The sequence below is a fragment of the Streptomyces sp. NPDC002156 genome, assembly GCF_053593675.1.
Genome location: NZ_JBSFDA010000001.1, coordinates 301,675 through 322,938, shown reverse-complemented (window position 1 = coordinate 322,938; position 21,264 = coordinate 301,675). Strand labels below are relative to the sequence as shown.

At 69.4% G+C, this 21,264-nt stretch carries 20 protein-coding genes and 1 tRNA gene; 16 read left to right on the top strand and 5 right to left on the bottom strand.

The window, feature by feature from the left end:
* Window positions 1–4 precede the first annotated feature (4 nt).
* From ACWCRB_RS01430 to ACWCRB_RS01415, 4 genes are all read left to right on the top strand, one after another.
* The gene (locus ACWCRB_RS01430; protein ID WP_450994046.1) at window positions 5–916 is read left to right on the top strand and encodes an intradiol ring-cleavage dioxygenase; all 912 of its coding nucleotides are present in this window, start codon (window positions 5–7) and stop codon (window positions 914–916) included.
* A 35-nt stretch (window positions 917–951) separates the two neighbouring features.
* On the top strand, window positions 952–1,992 hold the full coding sequence (locus ACWCRB_RS01425; RefSeq protein ID WP_450994063.1) for a maleylacetate reductase: 1,041 nt from the start codon (window positions 952–954) through the stop codon (window positions 1,990–1,992).
* Between the two features lie 71 nt (window positions 1,993–2,063).
* Entirely contained in the window at window positions 2,064–2,975 is a 912-nt protein-coding gene (locus ACWCRB_RS01420) for a YceI family protein (protein WP_450994045.1), read from the top strand.
* Between the two features lie 112 nt (window positions 2,976–3,087).
* Complete coding sequence (locus tag ACWCRB_RS01415; RefSeq protein WP_450994044.1) at window positions 3,088–3,855, top strand: NPP1 family protein; 768 nt, start codon at window positions 3,088–3,090, stop codon at window positions 3,853–3,855.
* A gap of 12 nt (window positions 3,856–3,867) precedes the next feature.
* Here the strand turns inward: ACWCRB_RS01415 and ACWCRB_RS01410 are convergent, their stop codons facing one another.
* Window positions 3,868–4,374, bottom strand: coding sequence for an excalibur calcium-binding domain-containing protein (locus ACWCRB_RS01410; protein ID WP_450994043.1), 507 nt, complete (start codon window positions 4,372–4,374; stop codon window positions 3,868–3,870).
* Between the two features lie 169 nt (window positions 4,375–4,543).
* On the opposite strand from ACWCRB_RS01410, the gene ACWCRB_RS01405 reads away from it, so the two are divergent.
* Window positions 4,544–4,617 (top strand) — tRNA-Pro (locus ACWCRB_RS01405).
* 191 nt (window positions 4,618–4,808) lie between these two features.
* Here ACWCRB_RS01405 and ACWCRB_RS01400 read toward each other — a convergent pair.
* From ACWCRB_RS01400 to ACWCRB_RS01390, 3 genes are all read right to left on the bottom strand, one after another.
* Complete coding sequence (locus ACWCRB_RS01400; protein WP_450994042.1) at window positions 4,809–5,210, bottom strand: hypothetical protein; 402 nt, start codon at window positions 5,208–5,210, stop codon at window positions 4,809–4,811.
* A gap of 15 nt (window positions 5,211–5,225) precedes the next feature.
* Window positions 5,226–5,648 carry a hypothetical protein gene (locus ACWCRB_RS01395; RefSeq protein WP_450994041.1) on the bottom strand — a complete coding sequence of 141 codons (423 nt, stop codon included), beginning with the start codon at window positions 5,646–5,648 and terminating at the stop codon, window positions 5,226–5,228.
* 249 nt (window positions 5,649–5,897) lie between these two features.
* Window positions 5,898–6,500: a TetR/AcrR family transcriptional regulator gene (locus ACWCRB_RS01390; protein ID WP_450994040.1), complete on the bottom strand. Its 603-nt coding sequence runs from the start codon at window positions 6,498–6,500 to the stop codon at window positions 5,898–5,900.
* Window positions 6,501–6,901: 401 nt separating this feature from the next.
* On the opposite strand from ACWCRB_RS01390, the gene ACWCRB_RS01385 reads away from it, so the two are divergent.
* From ACWCRB_RS01385 to uidA, 6 genes are all read left to right on the top strand, one after another.
* Complete coding sequence (locus ACWCRB_RS01385; protein WP_450994039.1) at window positions 6,902–8,452, top strand: ABC transporter substrate-binding protein; 1,551 nt, start codon at window positions 6,902–6,904, stop codon at window positions 8,450–8,452.
* Window positions 8,453–8,473: 21 nt separating this feature from the next.
* A complete protein-coding gene (locus tag ACWCRB_RS01380; protein WP_450994038.1) occupies window positions 8,474–9,418 on the top strand; it encodes an ABC transporter permease in 945 nt (314 codons plus the stop codon).
* Complete coding sequence (locus ACWCRB_RS01375; protein WP_450994037.1) at window positions 9,415–11,181, top strand: dipeptide/oligopeptide/nickel ABC transporter permease/ATP-binding protein; 1,767 nt, start codon at window positions 9,415–9,417, stop codon at window positions 11,179–11,181. The genes ACWCRB_RS01380 and ACWCRB_RS01375 overlap by 4 nt, the downstream gene beginning before the upstream one ends.
* Window positions 11,178–12,017 carry an ATP-binding cassette domain-containing protein gene (locus ACWCRB_RS01370; RefSeq protein ID WP_450994036.1) on the top strand — a complete coding sequence of 280 codons (840 nt, stop codon included), beginning with the start codon at window positions 11,178–11,180 and terminating at the stop codon, window positions 12,015–12,017. Before ACWCRB_RS01375 ends, ACWCRB_RS01370 begins: the two co-directional genes overlap by 4 nt.
* Before the next feature lie 150 nt (window positions 12,018–12,167).
* Complete coding sequence (locus ACWCRB_RS01365; protein WP_450994035.1) at window positions 12,168–13,370, top strand: glycoside hydrolase family 1 protein; 1,203 nt, start codon at window positions 12,168–12,170, stop codon at window positions 13,368–13,370.
* A 29-nt stretch (window positions 13,371–13,399) separates the two neighbouring features.
* Window positions 13,400–15,193 carry a beta-glucuronidase gene (gene uidA / locus ACWCRB_RS01360; RefSeq protein ID WP_450994034.1) on the top strand — a complete coding sequence of 598 codons (1,794 nt, stop codon included), beginning with the start codon at window positions 13,400–13,402 and terminating at the stop codon, window positions 15,191–15,193.
* A 13-nt stretch (window positions 15,194–15,206) separates the two neighbouring features.
* On the opposite strand, the gene ACWCRB_RS01355 is transcribed toward uidA, so the two are convergent.
* Window positions 15,207–15,818, bottom strand: a complete 612-nt coding sequence (locus ACWCRB_RS01355; RefSeq protein WP_450994033.1) for a TetR/AcrR family transcriptional regulator — start codon at window positions 15,816–15,818, stop codon at window positions 15,207–15,209.
* 145 nt (window positions 15,819–15,963) lie between these two features.
* On the opposite strand from ACWCRB_RS01355, the gene ACWCRB_RS01350 reads away from it, so the two are divergent.
* The 5 genes from ACWCRB_RS01350 to ACWCRB_RS01330 all read left to right on the top strand — a co-directional run bounded on the left by ACWCRB_RS01350 (window position 15,964) and on the right by ACWCRB_RS01330 (window position 21,259).
* Window positions 15,964–18,321, top strand: a complete 2,358-nt coding sequence (locus tag ACWCRB_RS01350) for a xanthine dehydrogenase family protein molybdopterin-binding subunit (RefSeq protein ID WP_450994032.1) — start codon at window positions 15,964–15,966, stop codon at window positions 18,319–18,321.
* The gene (locus ACWCRB_RS01345; RefSeq protein WP_450994031.1) at window positions 18,318–19,193 is read left to right on the top strand and encodes an FAD binding domain-containing protein; all 876 of its coding nucleotides are present in this window, start codon (window positions 18,318–18,320) and stop codon (window positions 19,191–19,193) included. Before ACWCRB_RS01350 ends, ACWCRB_RS01345 begins: the two co-directional genes overlap by 4 nt.
* Complete coding sequence (locus tag ACWCRB_RS01340) at window positions 19,186–19,665, top strand: (2Fe-2S)-binding protein (protein WP_450994030.1); 480 nt, start codon at window positions 19,186–19,188, stop codon at window positions 19,663–19,665. Before ACWCRB_RS01345 ends, ACWCRB_RS01340 begins: the two co-directional genes overlap by 8 nt.
* A complete protein-coding gene (locus tag ACWCRB_RS01335) occupies window positions 19,662–20,351 on the top strand; it encodes an SRPBCC family protein (protein ID WP_450994029.1) in 690 nt (229 codons plus the stop codon). Before ACWCRB_RS01340 ends, ACWCRB_RS01335 begins: the two co-directional genes overlap by 4 nt.
* A 71-nt stretch (window positions 20,352–20,422) precedes the next feature.
* A complete protein-coding gene (locus ACWCRB_RS01330) occupies window positions 20,423–21,259 on the top strand; it encodes a mycofactocin-coupled SDR family oxidoreductase (protein WP_450994028.1) in 837 nt (278 codons plus the stop codon).
* Window positions 21,260–21,264: the final 5 nt, after the last annotated feature.

Here is a 21,264-nt window from a genome sequence, read left to right as displayed (position 1 = left end):
CGGAATGAGCACGGAAACCACGGGAACCGACACGGGTGAAGGCGCCGCCGGATTCACGACGGCCGTCACCGAAGCGGTCGTCGACAGCATGAGCGGGACCGCCGACCCACGTCTGCGCGAACTGCTCACCGCCCTCACCCGGCACCTGCACGCCTTCGTACGGGAGACCGAGCCGACGATGGCGGAGTGGGAGCGGGCCATCGGCTTCCTCACGGCCACCGGCCAGTCCTGTACCGACACCCGGCAGGAGTTCATCCTGCTGTCGGACGTCCTCGGCGTCTCGATGCTGGTGGAGACCCTCAACGGCCACCGCGACCCGGGCGCCACCGAGTCGACCGTCCTCGGCCCCTTCCACATGACCGAGTCACCGGTACGCGAACTCGGCGCCGACATCGACCTGGTCGGCACCGGCGAGCCCTGCGTGGTCAGCGGGCGCGTCCTCGACCGGGACGGAACTCCGCTGCCCGGAGCGGTACTCGACGTCTGGCAGGCCGACGCCGAGGGCTACTACGACGTCCAGCAGCCGGACGTACAGCCACCGGGCAACGGCCGCGGACTCTTCACTGCGGACGCGGAGGGCCGCTTCTGGTTCCGTACGTGCGTGCCGAGCCCGTACCCGATTCCGACGGACGGCCCGGTCGGTGAACTCCTCCACTCCACCGGCCGACACCCCTACCGCCCCGCCCACATCCACTTCATCACCACGGCCGACGGCCACGAGCCCGTCACCACCCACATCTTCGTCGCGGGCAGCGACTACCTCGACTCGGACGCCGTGTTCGCGGTCAAGGAGAGCCTCGTCCAGGACTTCACCGAGACCGACGACCCGTCCCTGGCACGGGAGTTCGGCGTACCGAACCCGTTCCGCCACGCACGCTTCGACCTCGTACTCGAGAAGTCGGAGAAGAAGTCGTGATCGGTGGACCGGACTTCGTGTACGAGGCCCAGCCGATGCGGGTCGTGCTGCGGGCCGGGGCCGCCGTGACCGCGACGGCCGGGGAGGCCGAACGGCTCGGTCTGCGGCGGCTGTTGGTGGTGTGCGGGGCACGCGGCAAGGACACCGCGGAGGCCGTCGCCGACTCGCTCGGACCGGCCCTGGCGGGTCTGCACGACGAGGCGCGGATGCACGTACCCGTCGAAGTCGCCGACCGGGCCGTCGAGGTGGCGCTCGCGGCCGGAGCCGACGGGTGTGTCGCCGTCGGCGGCGGCTCCGCGATCGGGCTCGGGAAGGCGATCGCGCTGCGCACTGGGCTGCCGCTGATCGCCGTGCCCTCCACCTACGCAGGCTCGGAGATGACCCCCGTCTGGGGCCTGACCGAGCACGGCGTGAAACGCACCGGCCGCGACCGGACCGTCCTCCCGCGCAGCGTGGTGTACGACCCCGAACTGACCCTCTCCCTGCCCGTCCCGCTCTCCGTCACCAGCGGAATCAACGCCATCGCGCACGCCGTCGAGGCTCTGTACGCCCCCGACACCTCACCGATCGTCTCCCTGATGGCGAGGGAGGGCGTACGGGCGATGGCCGAGGCACTCCCGGACGTGGCCGCCGACCCCACGTCCCTCGACGCGCGCGGCCGGGCCCTGTACGGGGCGTGGCTCTGCGGCTCCTGCCTCGGCGCCACCACCATGGGCCTGCATCACAAGCTGTGCCATGTCCTCGGCGGCACCTTCGGCCTGCCGCACGCCGAGACCCACACGGTCGTCCTGCCCTACGCGTTGGCCTACAACGCGCCCGCCGCACCCGACGCGGCCGACGCCGTCGCCCGTGCCCTGGGCGCCGCGGCCGATGCCCCAACCGCCCTTTGGGAACTGGCCGGACGCCTCGGTGCCCCGCGCTCCCTCGCCGAACTCGGCCTCACCGAGGCCGACTTGACGGTGGCGGCGGACCAGGTCACCGGGCAGCCGTACGCCAACCCGCGCGAGGTCACGGCGGAGGGTGTGGTCGGGGTGCTGCGGGCGGCGTACCGGGGCGCGGCACCGGGAACGGACTGAGGCAACCGGCACCTCCCTCGCCTCATCCACCTCATCCCGGTCAACCAGCACAGCAACAGAAAGGTGATCCCATGGCCCTCGCACTGTTCAGGCGCCTGCGGTCCAAAGGCGTCTCCGACCGCGCGGGCCTCTCCCTTGCCCTCCCGCCCGGTGCGGGTTCCCTCGGCTGTGAGGTGCTGGATCCGCTGGGGCAGCCGATGGGCGGCGCCGAGGTGACCGTGAGCAGGTCCGACGCCCACCAGGTGGTGGCACGCGGTACGACGGACCCGTACGGCTACTTCCTCGCCGTTCTTCCGGCGGGCCGCTACAGCCTGATGGTCTTCGCCGAGGGTCTGACGCCGCACCGCGAGACGGTCGATCTCCTCGACGGTGTGATGGTCCCGGCGCAGCGCGTCCAGTTGGAGCCCGCCCGGCCGATGGACCTTCCGGTGCCCGGCGCCTGGCTGTTCGACCCGCCGCACACGGCGATCCGGTTCATCGCCAAGCATGTCGGCATGGGCCATGTGCACGGCCGCTTCGAGCGGTTCGAGGGCGGCATCCAGGTGGCGCCGTCGATGACCGACTCGCGGGTCCAGGTCCGTATCGACGCGTCGAGCATCACGACCGGCAACCGGACCCGGGACGACCATCTGCGGTCGGCGGACTTCCTGGACGTCGAGCGCTTTCCGTACATCGACTTCGTCAGCTCGCGTTTCTCCTACCGGGCCGGCGCGAAGTGGACGGTGCAGGGCTCGCTCTCGATGCACGGGGTGAGCCGTTCGATATCCCTGGACACGACCTACCTGGGATCCGTCAACGGCGGCTACGGCGAGGAGTTGCGTTGCGCGGCCCTCGCCCGGGCGGAACTGCACCGGGAGGACTACACCCTCAACTGGCGTTCCATGCTGGCCCGGGGCATCGCGGTGGTCGGTCCGACCGTCCAACTGGAGCTGGACATACAGGCGATGTACCGGACACATGACACGCCCACGCCGCCGGAGTAGCCGGGACGTCCACTGCGCGCCCCTGAACCTTTCCTTCCGAGTGACCGTTCCGTGATATGGGCATGCCAATCTGGCCGAGCCCCGCACCCCGGACGTCGATCAGGAGGCCCCAGTGAAGAGACGTGTGCGCATCCGCAGAGCCTCGCTCGTCCTCGGCAGCGCGATCGCGCTGCTCGTCGCCTTTCCCGGCACCGCCCTCGCCGCCCCGCCCGCAGCCCTGCCGGCCAACGCGGACAGCACCGAGCAGACGTACCAGCCGGCCTACGACTACGACACGGACGGCTGCTACTCCACCCCCGCCATCGGCCCCACGGGCACCCTCAACGGCGGCCTCAACCCGACCGGCGCCCTCAACGGGGAGTGCCGTGACGCCTCCGACCTCGACAACACCAACGGCTACTCCCGCTACAAGTGCAACAACGGCTGGTGCGCGATCATCTACGGCCTCTACTTCGAGAAGGACCAGGCCCTCGCGGGCAGCAGCCTCGGCGGGCACCGGCACGACTGGGAGCACGTGGTGGTGTGGGTGCAGAACAACGTGGCGCAGTACGTCTCGACGTCCAACCACGGCAGTTTCAGCATCTACAACCGCAGCCAGGTCCGCTGGGACGGCACCCACCCCAAGATCGTCTACCACAAGGACGGCATCAGCACGCACTGCTTCCGCCTGGCGACCACAAATGACGAGCCGCCGGAGAACCACGAGGGAACCTGGCAGTACCCGCCGCTGGTCGGCTGGAACGGCTACCCGTCAGGCATCCGTGACACCCTGACCTCCGCCAACTGGGGCAGCGCCAACTTCGGCCTCAAGGACGGCAGTTTCAACTCCCACCTGGCGGCGGCCATGCCGGCGGGCATCACGTTCGACCCGAACGCCTGACCCTCGCAGGGGTCACTCGCAGCCGACCCCGTCGCCGTCCCGGTCGAGATGCCGTCCGTAGCCCGGATCGCCGACACGCACCGGGGCGGCACCGGCCGCGCGGGCCGCGGAGCAGTTGTCGTAGTACACGCTCTCGTCACCGGAGCCGGAATCGGACCCAGAGCCGTCGTCGGAGCCCGAACCCGTGTCGGTGCCGGTGTCGGCAGCCGGTTCGGCCGTGACGGTCCTGGTCGCCAACACCGTGACCGTCGGGGCGGGTTCGGGTGCGGCCGTCTCGGTGGCGGTGACCGTCGCGGTCGCCGTGGCCGTGACGGTCGCGGTGGGCCGCGGATCGGCGGACACCGGGTCCTTCCCGTCCCCCTCGCCGCCGGCGCCCGCGCCGATGCCGATGAAGAACGCCAGCCCGAGGGCGGGCAGGACGAATCTCTTGCGGGCCCATCTCGGGCTCTGCCGGTCCGGTCCGGGACCCGGTATCGGAGCCGGTTGCGGGGTGCCGGCAGTGTTGTACGGGTTACTCATGGTCGTCCCCCTGGGTCGTGTTTCAGGTGGGTCGACGGTAGTGCGGCGGATGATGCGGTAAGGGGCCCTTGATGCCTCGGTGACCGTTCCGTGACCCCTCGGAGGCACGGGCGGGTGTGCGGTAGGGTTTGTCTGTGCGATCACGCGGGGCGACCGCGGGTCGACGCACCGGGACGTGGCGCAGCTTGGTAGCGCACTTGACTGGGGGTCAAGGGGTCGCAGGTTCAAATCCTGTCGTCCCGACTCGTGAGAGTCGCAGGGCAGGGGCGGTTTCGGAGGAATTCGAAACCGCCCCTTGATCATTTCTGGGGACCGGATGGGGAGCGGCCCTTCCGGTGTGCCGGAGGTCGTGGCGGCGTAGGTGTTCGTAGCCGATCGGATCTCCTCGATGATGGGAACCCTGCGGGCGCGCTTGCCCTTGGTGCCCTTGTCGGTCAGTCCGCCGGGTGCGGGGGTGGTCTGGCGCTGTACGGTCCAGATCCACTGGTCGCGATGTCGCCGACGCGGTATCCGGAGACCTCTCCGAGCCGGGCGGCGGTGCTCGCGGCGAAGAGGATGACGAGGGTGTCCCAGTCGGGCAGGGCGAGCGCCCGGGGGTTGAGGAGTTCGTCCTCGGCCTGCTTGTAGAGCTTCTGCCGGCCGCCGACCCGGGCCGGGTTGACTTTGATGATGCCGTCGCGGACCGCCTGCTCCATGACGCGGACGAGAACGGCGATGGCGTTCTTGACCGTTGAGCGCCTGTGCTCGTCGACGATCCAGTTCTGTGCGGTGCGGTCGGCGACGCCGTTGGTGATCATCCGTACGGCGAGGTGGCCCAGGGCGGGGACCACGCGCATACGCCAGCCCGAGAGTCAGGGGTCGAGGGTTCTCAACTCCGGGCCGCGCAGGGCGAGATCCATGTTCGCTTCGCCGTAGTCGGCGAGCTTGATCGTGGCGAGCGACGGGGTGAGGCCGGCCTGCGCGGCCTCGATGATGGCCCGCAGCCACTCCTTCGCCTCGTCCTCGAGCGCGCTGTAGAGGACGACGCGTTCCGAGACCGAGACGAGCGGCGGGCCCTGTGGCGGCCTGACGGTGCGCCAGCGGCGCAGAGACGAGGCGTCCACACGCAACCGGGCGGTGAGTGCGCTGGTCGAATACCAGGCGTTGTCCAGGAGGGGAGACGGGCTGGCGGCGGTGTCATCACACCGGGCTTCGGAGTGGACCTGGGTGAACGGCACTCTCCTGCTGGTGGTTCCGGCGGTGTCTGGCCCCTTGGCGGTGACGGGCCGCAGCACTACGGAGATGGTTGAGATGGCCGTAGGGCGGAAGAATGTCATCACTGACAGGGCGGCACGAGGTGCGTGTCTCGAGCGTGCGCCAGATTCCGGCGCACTGAGAGAGGTCGCCGCCCGTACGGCCGAACCGTAGGTGATGTGCTGGCGGACTAGGACTTCCTCACGCTCGATGATCAGGACCGGATCGGAGCCGTATACCCGTTCTCCGCCGTACTCACGGCCTGCCGCGTCCACCTGCTCCCCGCTACCTCACCGGTCGTCCCGATCGAGAAGCATGCGTACGAAGTCGTTGATGGGGCCGACGATGTCGAGATCCTGGTCGAGCACCCACTGCAGTTGGAGCCCGTTGAGCACGGCATGGAAGAGAACCGCGGCCCTCTCGGGGCTGAGATCCTCGCGCAGCTTGCTGCGGGCCGCCTCGTCGTGGAGCCCCTCGGCGAATTGCGCGCGCCCGCGCTCGTAGCGCTCGATGAAATAGGTGTGGGCGGGATGGTCGGGCCGTGAGGCCGCGGCGGCGAGTTCGATCCACAGGCGCATCAGCTCGGGCGCCTTCTGGTGGTGGCGGATGAGCTCGCCGAGGTAGGGCGCGAGCTGGTCCGGGCTGTCGACCTGTGCCAGGCCCTGCTGCCATTCCTCCGAGTCGCGTGCGGCGAGCACCTCGGCAAGGAGTTCGTCCTTGTTGCGGAAGTGATGGACGAGACCGGTGTGGGTGATGCCGGCCCGGTCTGCGATGTCCCGCAGGGAGGCTTTGGCGTAGCCGTTCTCGGCGAAACTTTCGCGTGCCGCCCGTACGATCTCCGCTTTGCGGGCTGGTGTTCCGGCGTACGGACCACGTGCTTTTGCCTGCCCCACGGTGGGCTCACCCTCTTCGACGGTGCCGGGCCGCAGCGGTCCTGCGCAGCAACTGGGCACCAAAATTTATCACATGGTCGGCATTCACTCGGTGGTGATCGCGACCGAGTGAAAGGTAACGCTCTGGTTACGAAGGCTGATCGCACTCTTCCCGTGCCCGCTGCGCAGGCCTAACGTCCGATCGAAAACCGAACAGCTGGCAATAGTTGGCGCGATCGTTCACCCATAGGGCCGACCAAGGGGGTGGACGCGCCCATGTACGACGACACCCGCACGCCGTTGAACCGGTAGACGCACGCCCCCTTCAGTCGCACGGCGCTCACCACTTCACTCCGCCATGGCCATCGGGCCGTGACAGAGGTCTCGGCACATGTTGGTTCCCGGACGAAGGAATCCACCCCATGCGCATCCGACACCCGCACCCACCATCGCGTGTTCGAGTCCTGGCCGCCCTGGGGGCCGCCACTGCCCTGCTCGCATCGTCTGCGTGCGACAGCCAGTCGACCGAAGCCTCGTCGTCCTCGGGTACGACGCTCGCCATCGCTGTTTTCGGCACGCCCAACTCGTTCGACCCCACCCAACTCCTCGAAGGCCAGCAGATGTACGTCTGGGACTCGGTCTACGACACGCTGCTGATCCAGGACAACAAGGGTCGGCTACAGGCCGGCGCGGCCGAGAGCTGGCAGTACTCCAGCGACGCGCGCACCTTGACGCTGAAGCTGCGCACCGGCATGAAGTTCAGCTCCGGCAGCACCGTCGACGCGGCCGCCGTGCAGGCAACGCTGGAGCGGATCATGACGACGCCCGGACCGAACCAGGGGGTGCTGGCTTCCGTCGACTCGGTCGAGGTCCCCGATGCCGGCACGGTCGTCATCAAGCTGAAGCAGCCGGACGGTTCACTGCTGACGTCCCTCTCGACGGCCGCCGGTGTCATCGGCGACCCGAAGACGATGACCTCCAAGAGCGCAGCGCTGAACCCGGTCGGCTCCGGCCCCTACACCCTCGACAAGGGGGCGACGGTGAACGGGTCTGTGTACGTGCTCAAGCGGCGCGACGACTACTGGAACAAGAAGGCCTACCCCTTCCCGACCGTCAAGATCCGGGTGATCTCCGACCAGACCGCGATGGCCAACGCCCTGAAGGCCGGCGAGACCAACGCCGGCACCGTCGACGTCTCGCAGGTCGGTGCCTTCGAGTCGGCCGGTTTCGAGACCGAGCACGTTCAGGCGACAGCGGTGGCGGCCCTGGTTCTGGGGGACCGCGCGGGCGACGTACTCCAGCCGCTCGGTGACGTACGGGTCCGCAAGGCGATCAACATGGCCTTCGACCGCACGAAGATGGTGAAGCAGCTGCTCCGGGGATCGGGCCGGCCGACCGAGCAGATCTTCAACCCCAAGGGGCCCGGCCACGACCCGGTGCTGGACCAGACGTATTCCTACGACCCTTCAGCCGCCAAGAAGCTGCTGGCCGAGGCCGGTTACCCGAACGGCTTCTCGGTGACCATGCCGAGCCTCGTCTTCACCAAGTCGTTCGAGCCGACGTTCACGCAGGCGCTCGCCGACATCGGGATCAAGGTGAAGTGGCAGCCGGTGCCGCCGCAGCAGAGTGTCTCGGCCCTCGCTTCCAAGAAGTACCCGATGTTCCTGATTGTCGACGGGCTGAACACCACCCCGATCGAGGCGCGCAACTTCTACAGCCCGACCGGCTACCGCAACGTCTTCAACTCCACGGACCCCGAGCTCACCAGGCTGCTGGACCAGGCGAACCGGGAGCTGGACCCCGCCGAGGCGGCGGACGTCTACAAGGAGATCAACAAGTTCGGAGTCGAGAACGCGTGGTACGGCCCCGTGTTCCACATCGGGAGCGACTGGGTGACGAAGAAGGGCATCACCTACCTCGGTGACGGCTCCTCGACGCTCGCCACCATCCGGCAGTTCGGTGCCGCCGACTAGTGCCCGGGAGGGAGCCGCATCATGATCGTCTATGTGTTGCGTCGCCTCGGAGCGGGCCTGGTGCTCGCCGTCCTGGTGACCATGATCACGTTCCTGCTGCTGAGCACCTCCTTCGACGACGTCGCCGGCAGCATCGTGGGAAGCGGCGGGACGCCCGCCCGCGTTCAGGCCCAGAAGGCACAGATGGGACTCGACCGCCCGCTGCTCACCCAGTACCTGGACTGGCTGTCCCACGCGGTACGTGGGGACCTCGGCTTCTCCTACTTCACCAGTGAGCCCGTCCGCTCGGCCATCACGGCCCGCCTCGGCGTCACGCTGTCCATCGTGCTCCTCGCCCTGCTCGCCACCTCGGTGATCAGCGTGACGCTCGGCGTCCTGGCCGCCTCCCGCGGCGGCGCCGTCGACCGGATCGCGCAGGGCACGGCGTTGGTCGGCCACCTGGTGCCGAACCTGCTGATCGCGATCGCCCTCGTCTACGTCCTGGCCGTCAAGCTGCACTGGTTCCCGGCCACCGGCTACACACCGCTGACGGAGAACCCGGCCCGCTGGGCCTCCACCATCGCCATCCCCGTCGTCGCCCTGATGATGGGGGGCGTAGCCAACCTCACCTCGCAGATCCGCGGCGCCATGATCGGCGAACTGCGCAAGGACTACATCCGCACCCTGCGGACACGGGGGCTGCCGACCCGGTCGATCGTGCTGCGCCACGCCCTGCGAGGTGCGGCCGGCCCGGCTCTCACCGTCCTGTCCCTGGAGTTCATCCAGATGCTCGGCGGGGCTCTCGTCATCGAGCAGGTCTTCGCACTGCCGGGATTCGGCCAGTACGCCTTCAGCGCCTCCTTGCAGGGCGACATCCCGATCATCATGGGCATCAGCCTGTTCGGTGTGCTGCTCGTGGTAGGCGTCAATCTTGTCGTCGATCTCGTCAACGGCTGGCTCAACCCGAAGGCGAGGATCCTGAGTTGACCACCGAACGCCGCACCGCCGTGCCCGGCCGCAGGTCGCCGCTGCGCAGGCTCCTGACGGACCCACAGGCCGTCATCAGCGCGAGCCTCCTCCTGGCCGTGCTCCTCCTCGGCCTGCTCTCCCCGCTCATCAGCGACCACGGCCCCGACAACGCCTCTCTCGACGCGGTCAACGCCGGCGTCGGAACTCACGACTACCCGCTGGGAGGTGACAAGAGCGGGCGTGACATCCTCGCGCGGCTGCTGGCCTCCATCAACACGAGCGTGGTCTCCGCCCTCATCGGCACGAGCATCGCCCTGGCCGTCGGTGTCACCTTCGGGCTCGTCGGCGGCTACTTCGGCCGCCGCGTCCGGGGCGTCACCGAATGGGTCTTCAGTCTCGTCATGACCTTCCCGGGCCTGATCCTGCTCATCGTCCTGCTCCCGGTGACGGACGGCGACTACCGCGCGACGATGCTGATCTTCGGGGTACTGCTCTCACCCGGGATCTACCGCCTCGTACGCAACCTCGTCCTCGGTGTGAAGAACGAGCTGTACGTGGACGCCGCACGTGTTTCGGGCCTGCCCGACCGGCGCATCCTGCGACGGCACGTACTCACCGTGGTCCGGGGACCGGTCGTCATCGCCACCGCGTTCCTCGCCGGATCGTCCATCGCCGTCCAGTCGGGCCTCGCCTTTCTCGGCGTCGGATCCAGCTCGGTCCCCAGCTTCGGAGCGATGATCTCCGAGGGCTTCACCAACCTCTACGAGGAACCACTGCAGTTCCTCTGGCCGAGCCTGCTGCTCGGCATCATCACCGCATCGTTGGTGCTGCTGGGCAACTCATTGAGGGACGCCCTGGAGGGCGGCCGGCCCGAACCGTCCCGGATTGCGGCTCCGGAGCGCCGACCGACGACCGCGCCGACCGGCACCCTGGCGGCGGCACCGGGTCTGCTCGCGGTGCAGGACCTCGCGCTCGCCTACCCGACGCCGTCGGGCGAGCTGAAGGAGGTCATCAGTGGCGTCACGCTGAGCCTGGAGGCAGGGGAGACCCTCGGTCTCGTCGGCGAGTCGGGATCCGGCAAGACCCAGACCGCGTTCGCGATCCTGGGCGTGCTGCCCGCCGAAGCGGTCGTCACCCGCGGCTCGATCCGGCTCGACGGACGTGAACTCCTCGGCCTCGGCGAGGGTGAACTGCGCAGCGTACGCGGGACATCCATCGCGTACGTGCCGCAGGAACCCATGTCCAACCTCGACCCCAACTGCACCGTCGGAGCGCAGCTCGTCGAGGGCCTGCGCGCGGCCTCGCCCATGTCGCGGCGCGACGCGAGCGAGCGTGTCCTCGCTCTCCTGGACCGGGTCGGCATCCCGGATCCGACGCGCACCTTCTCCTCCTACCCGCATCAGATCTCCGGCGGCATGGCACAGCGCGCGCTCATCGCCGGGGCGGTCGCGAGCCGTCCGCGGCTGCTCGTCGCCGACGAGCCCACGACCGCGCTCGACGTGACCGTGCAGGCGGAGATTCTCGACCTGCTGCGCGACCTGCAGAAGGAACTGAAGATGGCGGTGCTCCTGGTGACCCACAACTTCGGTGTGGTCGCGGACATCTGCGACCGCGTCGCGGTCATGCGGGAGGGCCGGATCGTCGAGACGGGCGACGTGCTCGACATCTTCCGCACTCCGCGGCATGCCCACACCCGGATGCTGCTGGATTCCATCCTCGACGAGCGCACCCTGCGCACCGACCGGCCGGCCACGGACGCGCTCGAGACGGAGGCGCGATGACGACGTCCCTGCTCGATGTGAGCGACCTGCGCGTGGCCTACCCGGGGCGCGGGTTCCGTGCCCGGCCGCATGAGGTGCTGCACGGGGTGTCCCTGGCGGTGGACGAGGGCGAAACGCTCGGCATCGTGGGCGAGTCCGGGTCCGGCAAGACGACCATCGGCCGGGCGGTGCTCGGCCTGGTGAAGCCCAGCGGCGGACGCATCGGCTTTCTAGGCCAGGACATCACCCACTGCACCGCGAAGGAGCGTCGCGCCCTCGCGCGCTATCTCCAGGTCGTCTTCCAGGACCCCTACACCTCCCTCAACCCGTCGCTCACCATCGGCGACATCCTCAGTGAGCCTCTTGTGGTGCAGGGGGCGACCCCGCGCAACGCCCGGGCGCGCGTGCGTGAACTGCTGGACCAGGTGGGGCTGCCGGCGGACGCCTCCGAGCGGCTGCCTCGCGAGTTCAGCGGCGGCCAGCGCCAACGCGTCGCGATCGCCCGGGCCCTGGCCCCGGGGCCGAAGCTGATCGTCTGCGACGAGCCGGTCTCCGCACTCGACCTGACGACACAGGCTCGCGTGCTCGACCTCTTCGTCGACATCCAGCGGCGTACCGGCGTCGCCTATCTCTTCGTCTCGCACGACCTGGCGGTCATCCGGTATGTGAGCCACCGGGTGAGCGTGGTCCACCGCGGCGACATCGTCGAGACCGGCTCGGCCGGCCGCGTCACCTCCACCCCCGAACACCCTTACACCCAGCGCCTGTTGCTCGCCGGCCCGGTCGCGGACCCGGCCGAGCAGCGGAAACGGCGCGAGGAGCGACGGCGGTCGGCCGCGGCACGGAGCACGCTGTGAACTCTCCACATTCGCTGTCAGCGTCGAAGGGCGGTCCACCCTCAGCCGCTCTGCGTCGACCGGACCGGTGGGCCTCGCAGCGCCCTCTGCGGTTCGACCTCGTTCTTTTCTCTCCGCAGTGTTCTGCTCCCTCGGACAAGGAAGTTGACGATGACCGAACTCGTTCCCGGATTCCTCTGGGGCGCGTCCACGGCGCCGCACCAGGTGGAGGGCAACAACCTCAACAGCGACTTCTGGGCCCGCGAGCATCTTGCGCCCGGCCTCGAGCTCAGCGGCGACGCCTGCGACAGCTACCACCGCTACGCCGAGGACATGCGCCTGCTGGCCGACGCGGGCCTGACCGCGTACCGCTTCGGCATCGAATGGGCGCGGATCGAGCCCGCCCCCGGCGAGATATCGCGGGCCGAACTCGCGCACTACCGCCGGATGATCGAGACCGCGCGGGATCTGGGACTCGAACCGGTCGTCACGCTGCACCACTTCACCAACCCCAACTGGTTCGCGCAGGAGGGAGGTTGGACGAGTGACCGGGCCATCGAGCGCTTCCAGACGTATGTCCAGGCGGTCACCGGAATCCTGGACGGCGTCAAGTGGGTCTGCACCATGAACGAGCCGAACATGCTCGCTGTCATGGTGACGATGGGCCGGCAGTACTCCGCCGACTCCGGCGACGCGAAGAAGTGGATGAGCCCCACGGTCGACGGCGCCGCGCGCCCGGTCATTCCGGACCCCGACCCGGAGGTGGGGCGCCGGCTCGGTGAGGCGCACCACGCCGTCCGCGACATTCTGAAGAAGCACACGGACGCGGCCGTCGGCTGGACGGTGGCCTGCCCGGCGCTCACGGCGACCCCCGGAAACGAGGAGAAGCTGAAAGAGGTCCGTTACGTGCGCGAGGACCTGTACCTCGACGCGGCGCTCGGCGACGACTTCATCGGTGTGCAGGTGTACTCCAGCCAGGCCGTCGACGAGAACGGCGTCGTCCCGCATCCGCTGGGCCCGGACACCACCCTGACGGGCACCGCGTACCGGCCCGACGGGATCGGCACCTCGGTCCGGCACGTGTGGGAGAGGACCGGCGGTGTGCCCGTCCTGATCACCGAGAACGGGATCGCCACGGCCGACGACGAGCAGCGGATCCGCTACACCACGGAGGCGCTCGGCCACCTCTTCGCCGCCATCGACGACGGCGTGGACGTTCGTGGCTACCTCCACTGGAGCGCCCTGGACAACTACGAATGGGGGCACTGGGGGCCGACGTTCGGCCTGATCGCCGTCGACCGCGAGACGTTCGAGCGTCAACCCAAGCCGAGCCTGGCCTGGCTGGGCGAAGTGGCGCGCTGCGGGCACCTCTGATGAGCATCCCCACACCGGAGAGGAACCCGATGCTGAAACCCCGACCCACCGCCACTCGCGAACTGGTGAACCTCGACGGAATCTGGAGGTTCGCCGTCGACACGGCCGTGGGCGAGCGCCCCTGGACCGGCCCACTGGCCACCGAACTCGAAGCCCCGGTGCCGGCCAGCTACAACGACCTGTTCACCGACAGCGCGATCCGTGACCACGTCGGCCGGGTCTGGTACCAGCGCCGGGTGCGCGTGCCGCGCGGCTGGGGGGACGACCGTGTCGTCCTGCGCGTCGACGCCGCCACGCACCAGGGAAGTGTGTACGTCGACGACGTCCTGGTCGCCGAACACATCGGCGGCTACACGCCCTTCGAGGCCGACATCACCGAGAACGTACGCCCCGGCCAGGAGTTCCGGCTCACGATCGGGGTCGACAACGAGCTGACCAACACCACCATCCCGCCCGGCACGATCACCGTGAGCCAGGACGGCCGCAGGAAGCAGACGTATCTGCACGACTTCTACAACTATGCCGGCCTCGCCCGCTCGGTGTGGCTGCACAGCGTGCCCGCCGTGCACATCGACGACATCACGCTCGTGACCGGCCTCGACGGCACCACCGGAACGGTCGGGTACGAGGTCGTCACCAGCACGCCCGCCCCGGTCCGCGTCCGTGTCCTGGACGCGTCGGGAGCCGAGGTGGCGGCGGCCGACGGGGCGAGCGGCACCGTACGGATCGACGGCGTGACACCGTGGCGCCCGGGCGCGGCCTACCTGTACGACCTCGTCGCCGACGTCGTGGACGGTGACCAGGTGGTGGACACCTACGTCCAGCCCTTCGGCGTGCGCACGGTCGAGGTCAGAGGCACCCAGTTCCTCATCAACGGTGAGCCGTTCTACTTCACCGGCTTCGGCAAGCACGAGGACACCCCGGTACGCGGCAAGGGCCACGACGACGCGTACCTCGTGCACGACTTCCAGCTCATGGAGTGGGTGGGCGCCAACTCCTTCCGCACCTCGCACTATCCGTACGCAGAGGAGGTACTGGACTTCGCCGACCGGCACGGCATCGTCGTCATCGACGAGACGGCGGCCGTGGGCCTGAACCTGGCCGTCGAGGGCGGGCTGACGGGTACTCCGCCACGCCCCACCTTCTCGCCCGACACCATCAACGACGACACCCGTGCCGCCCATGCCCAGGCCATCAGTGAACTCGTCGCCCGCGACAAGAACCATCCCAGCGTGGTGATGTGGTGCATCGCCAACGAGCCGTCCTCCAACGAGGAGGGCGCCCGCGAATACTTCGAGCCGCTCGTCGAGCTGACCCGCAAGCTCGACCCCACGCGCCCCCTCAGCTACGCCGCCGTCATGTTCGCGACGTCCGACAACGACCGCATCGCCGACCTCTTCGACGTGCTGTGCATCAACCGCTACTACGGCTGGTACATCGCCACCGGCGACCTGGCCACGGCCGAGACCTACCTGGCGGGCGATCTGCGCGGCTGGGCCGCGAAGTTCGGCAAGCCGATCATCATGAGCGAGTACGGGGCGGACACCCTGCCGGGGCTGCACTCGGTGTGGGACCTGCCGTGGACGGAGGAGTACCAGGCCGCCCATCTTGCCGCGTACCACCGGGTCTTCGACCGGATCGAAGCGGTCGTCGGCGAACACGTCTGGAACTTCGCCGACTTCCAGACCTCGAACGGCATCCACCGGGTCGACGGCAACCGGAAGGGTGTCTTCACCCGGGACCGACGGCCCAAGGCGGCGGCGCGTGCCGTGCGGGAGCGGTGGCGAGGACTCGACGGCCGAAAGCCCTCGGCCGGGACGTGACCGCTTGCGCTGATCACTCGCCGGCCGATGGGCCGCGGTCGGCAGCCGGGGCGCCCTCGAACCGCTGGAGCAGTTGCTCCACGAGGGCTTCGGTCTCCGCGTGCCCGCCGGTCATGCCCAGGCCCCTCTCGATCACGAGGACCCGGGCGAGAGCCGTGGTGAGGACGAGCAGCGCGACGGGAGGGACATCGGGGAGTGGGAGACCCTCCTCGGCGGCCTTCCTGGTGAGGATCTCCACCTGGAGCCGGCGGTAGCGCTCGGCGTGCTCGGCCAGTTCGGCACGGATGGCCTTGCGGTGGTTGGCGAGGGCCATGAACTCCGAGGTGAGGGCGGCGCCGGGCTGGCTGCTCATGTCCCACAGGGCACGCAGCGGCTGAGGGGAGTCGAGTACGCGCGCAGAGGTCTCCAACTCCTCCTCGGCACGTCGTCGGAGTACCGCGAGGAGGAGGTCGTCGAGGGTGCGGAAGTAGTACAGCACCAGCGCCGGGGCGACCTCGGCCTCGCGGGCCACCCGGCGGATGCCGACGGAGGCGTACCCCTCCTTGAGCATCAGCCGCTCGGTGACATCGAGCAGTTGTCGGCGCGTCTTGGAGTTCTCGGTGCCCATACGGCGAGGCGCAGTCATGCCGCTCATTGTCCTTGACGGCGCCGAAGGGCGATGTTAAACAGTTGTTCAGCGAGTGTGTTGAACACTCGTTCAGCGCCCGGATCTCTCGGGCTGATCCACCCGTCCCTGACGGTCACATCGAGGTGAACGGAGGGCCAGACCGATGGCACGGACCACAGACGAGGCGGCGCCGGACCACCGCTACACGGGCACCCGCACCCTGCGGGTCGAGGATCCGCGGTTGCTGACCGGCACCGGCACCTACGTCGACGACATCGTCCGCCCCGGCATGCTGCACGCCTGCTTCGTCCGCAGCCCCGTCGCCCGAGCCCGCATCGCCGGCGTCGATGTGTCGGAGGCGCTCCAACTGGACGGCGTACACGCCGTGTTCGTCGCGCAGGACCTCAACCCCGGTCTACGCGAGCAGTGGTACTCGTTGAACGGGCGGGACGACCCGGACACGCCCCGTCCGCCGCTCGCCGAGGACGAGGTGAGGTTCGTCGGTGATCCGGTGGCGATGGTCGTCGCCGTGGACCGCTACACGGCCGAGGACGCGGCCGAGTTGGTCGTCGTCGACTACGACGAGCTTCCGCCGGTCGTCGACTACGCCGTGGCGCTGGAGTCCGCCGAGTCGGTGCACGCGACACATCCCGGCAATCTGGTGGGGCAGCTTGGCGGGCGCCCGATGGAGGATCTCGCGCCGGTCTTCGACAGGGCGCCGCACGTGGTGAGCGTGACCCTCCACCAGCAGTCCTACGGCCCGGTACCCATGGAGACACGTGGGATCGTCGCCGAATGGTCGGCGCCCGCCGGTGAGATGGCGATCTGGGCGGCGACCCAGTCCCCGCACGAGGTCCGCTCCTTCTGCGCGCGTCTGCTCGGCATCGACGAGCACCGGGTGCGGGTGGTCATGCGCGACACGGGCGGCGGGTTCGGGCAGAAGGTCCTGCCGCAGCGCGAGGACATGTGCGTCATGCTGGCGGCGGTCAAGCTGCCCGCCGCCCTGAAGTGGATCGAGGACCGCCAGGAACATCTGCTGGCGGCCGGCCAGGCGCGTCACGAGCACGGCGAGGCGCGGATGGCCTTCGGCGACGACGGCCGGATCCTGGCCGCCACCCTCGACCACGTCCAGGACGCGGGGGCCTATCCCACGCCGTCCCCGGTCCAGAGCGGTATCGCCGTCGGCATGCTGTTCCCCGGCCCGTACCGCACCCCGGAGGGCACCTTCTCGTCCCGCTTCGTGTTCTCCAACACCAGTGGTCGGGTGGCTTATCGCGGTCCCTGGCAGTTCGAGTCGATGGCACGCGAGGTTCTGCTCGACACCGCCGCGCGCCGCCTGGGCATGGACCCGGTGGAACTGCGGCGCCGGAACATGCTGCGCCGCGAAGACCTGCCGACGGTCAACTTCAACGGCATGCCCTACGACGACATCACGCCGTACGAGACCTTCGAACAGGCCCTGGAGATGCTCGACCACCCGGCCTTCCGGCGGGAGCAGGAACAGGCCCGCGCCCAGGGTCGCTACATCGGCGTCGGCACCTGCACGTATGTCGAACCGACCGCGGGCGCCACGCCGTTCCACAGCACGGAAGGCGCGACCATCCGGATCGAGCCCTCCGGCAAGGTCAATGTCTACGTCGCCGGCGGATCGTGCGGAAACAGTCTGGAGACCACGGTCGTCCAGCTCACCGCCGACGCGCTCGGTGTTGCCATCGAGGACGTCAGCACGATCCAGGGCGACACCGCGGTCACCCCGTTCGGCAGCGGCACCGGCGGCAGCCGCTCGGGCCCCATGACCGCCGGCGCGATCGCCGAAACCGCCGCCGGATTACGGACACGCATCCTGGAGATCGCCGCGCACCGGCTCGAAGTCGCCGTCGACGACGTGGAGTTCGTGCGCGGCCGGGCGTCGGTGAAGAGCAGCCCCGACAAGGGACTCACCCTCGCCGAGATCGCCGACCTCGCCTACTTCCAGGTCCACGCGCTGCCACCGGGCATACCGGCCGGCCTGGAGGCCAGCGGCCGCTACCGCACACCGCACCTCATGATCTGGGCCAACGCGACGCACCTGTGCACGTGCGAGGTGGACGTGGTGACCGGCGCGGTGAAGCTGCTCCGGTACATCGTGAGCGAGGACTGCGGGCCCATGATCAACCCCAGTGTGGTGGAGGGCCAGATCTTCGGCGGCACCGTCCAGGGGATCGGCGGCGCCCTCTACGAGCACCTCGTCTACGACGACGACGGCAACCCGCTCACCACCACCTTCATGGACTACCTGCTTCCCACGGCCGCCGATGTGCCCACCATCGAGCTCGGGCACATCGAGACACCGGGCCCAGGACCCGGCGGCCACAAGGGAGTCGGCGAGGGCGGCGCGATCGGCTCGGCCCCGGCCGTCGTGAACGCGGTCGCCGACGCCCTCGCACCGTTGGGTGTGGAGATCACCCGGCTGCCGCTGACGCCGGCGTCGATCGTCGAACTGCTGGAGCAGGCCCGGCTGCGGGGGACGGTGACCGCGTGAAGCCCGCACCGTTCGAGTATCACGCCCCCGCCGACGTCGAGGAGGCGGTCGCTCTTCTCGCCGACCTCGGGGACGAGGCGAAGGCCATCGCCGGCGGCCAGAGCCTGGTCCCCATGCTGGCGCTCCGGCTCGCGGCCTTCGGGCACCTCGTCGATCTGCGCCGACTGGACGAGCTGAGGGGTATCGAGCACCGGGGCCGGGCGGTGTGGATCGGTGCGGGAACAACCCAGGCCACCATCCAGCGCTCCGACGAGGTACGTACCGCTGTACCGCTTCTCGCCCGTGCCACACCGCTGATCGGCCACTTCCAGATCCGCAGCCGCGGCACGGTCGGAGGATCACTCGCCCATGCCGACGCCGCGGCCGAATACCCCGCGGTGGCACTGACCCTGGACGCCGAACTCGAAGCGCTGTCTCCGCGCGGACGCCGCGTCATCCCCGCCGCGCGATTCCTCACCGGTACCTGGAGCACCGCACTGGCGGAGGACGAACTCCTCACAGGTGTCGTCTTCCCTGCCCGGCAGGGCCGTTGTGGATTCGCCGTCGAGGAATTCGCCCGCAGGAGCGGGGACTTCGCGATCGCCGGTGCCGCCGTCGCCGTGGGTCTCGGCACCGACGGACGTGTCGACCGGTGCGCCATCGGCCTGTTCGGACTCGGGCCGACCGCGTGCCGGGCCTCTGAGGCGGAGCTGGCACTCGTCGGTTCCGAGCCCGCCGAGGCGATGGCCGACGACATCGGGCACTCCGCGGTGTCGGGCCTCGACTCGGTTCCGTCCGATCTGCACGGGTCGGCCGACTTTCGAAGGCGCGTGGGGGCGGCCATGGTGGCCCGCGCCTGGCGGGGCGCCGTACAGGAGGCAGTCCATGGCTGACATCGACATCCGGATACGGATCAACGGCGTCCCGCGCCGCGACACCGTGCCGCCCCGGCTCACCCTCGCCGACTTCCTGCGCGTCAACTGCGGCCTGACCGGGACGCACCTGGGCTGCGAGCACGGAGTCTGCGGTGCCTGCACGGTGCTGCTGGACGGCGAGGCCGTCCGCGCCTGCCTGGTGTTCGCCGTGCAGGCGGACGGCGCCGAGGTGACAACCGTCGAAGGGCTCGCCGCACCCAGCGGTGAACTCTCCTTCGTCCAGGCGGCGTTCCGCGAACACCACGGACTGCAGTGCGGATTCTGCACCCCGGGGTTCGTGGTCTCGGTCACCGCGTTCCTGGCCGAGAACCCCAAGCCCACCGATGAGGAGATCCGCGAAGCCCTGTCCGGGAACCTGTGCCGTTGCACCGGCTACCAGGGGATCGTCAACGCCGTCCGGGCCGCCGCCGAGACGAAGGACTCCGCATGAAACTGGAGAACACCCTCAGCATTCCCGTGGCGGCGGACGAGGCCTGGCGGGTCCTGCTCGACATCGAGCGCGTCGCCCCCTGTGTCCCCGGGGCGATGCTCACCTCCCGGGACGGTGACGCCTGCCAGGGCAGGATCAAGGTCAAGCTCGGCCCGGTCAGCCTGACCTACAAGGGCACCGTCAAGTTCCTGTCGCAGAACGAGACGGACAGGACCGTGATCCTGGAGGCCGGCGGGAGGGAGACGCGCGGCAACGGGACCGCGAAGGCCCTGGTGACCTGCCGCCTGGTCGGCTCAGGCGAGAACTCCACCGACGTGTTCGTGGAAACCGACCTCGCCATCACGGGCAAGCCCGCCCAGTTCGGCCGCGGCACCCTGGCCGAGGTCGCCGGCACCCTCATCGATCAGTTCGCCAAGAACCTCGCCGACGAACTGACCACGATCCCACCGGTTTCCGGCGATCCGCCGCCCGAGGCCCCGACCGAAGCCGACGACACCGGGTCGGCGGCAGCGTCCGCCCGCAGCGAGCCCCCCGCCGCCGTACCACCGCGCCCCGCCGAACCCATCGACCTCATCGACGCGGCCGGCGTCGGCGTCCTCAAGCGCGTTGCGCCGCCCGCCAGCGCACTCGCCGCGCTGCTGCTCCTCGTGCTCGTCCTGCGCGGCCGTCGACGTACCGACCGGTGACCCGGCCTCCCCGCCACCGTCACCCGACCCGACCCGACACCCAACACCCAACCCAGGAAAGCGAGGCAGTCATGCCCGGACGAGTCGAAGGCAAAGTCGCCTTCATCACCGGCGCCGCACGCGGCCAGGGCCGCAGCCACGCCGTACGGCTGGCCGAGGAGGGCGCCGACATCATCGCCGTCGACGTCTGCAAGCAGCTGGACGGCGTGACGTTCCCCATGTCCACGCCCGAGGACCTGGAGGAGACGGTCAACCAGGTGCAGAAGCTGGGCCGGCGCATCCACGCCGTGCAGGCGGACGTCCGCGACCACGACGCGCTCAAGGCGGCGGTGGACGACGGCGTCGCCGAACTCGGCCGACTGGACATCGTCGTGGCCAATGCGGGCCTCGGCAGCGACGGCGCCACGCTCGACGTCATGGACGAGAAGACCTGGCGCGACATGATCGACGTCAACCTGACCGGCGTATGGCTGTCCACCAAGGTGTCCACGCCGCACATCGTCGCGGGCGGCCGGGGCGGCTCGGTCGTCCTGACCAGCTCCGTGGGCGGGCTCAAGGGCTACGCGAACATCGGCCACTACATCGCCGCCAAGCACGGTGTGGTGGGGCTGATGCGCACCATGGCCGGTGAGTTGGGGCAGCACGCCATCCGCGTCAACACGCTGCATCCCACCCAGGTCAACACGCCGATGGTGATGCACGAGGGCACCTACCGCATGTTCCGCCCCGACCTGGAGAACCCCACCGCCGACGACTTCGCCGCGGTGTCGCAGGGCATGCACGTGCTGCCCACCCCCTGGGTGGAGGCCCTCGACATCAGCAACGCCGTCCTCTTCCTGGCCTCCGACGAGGCCCGTTTCGTCACCGGAGTGACGCTGCCGATCGACGCCGGCGCCCTCCTCAAGTGAGCCGC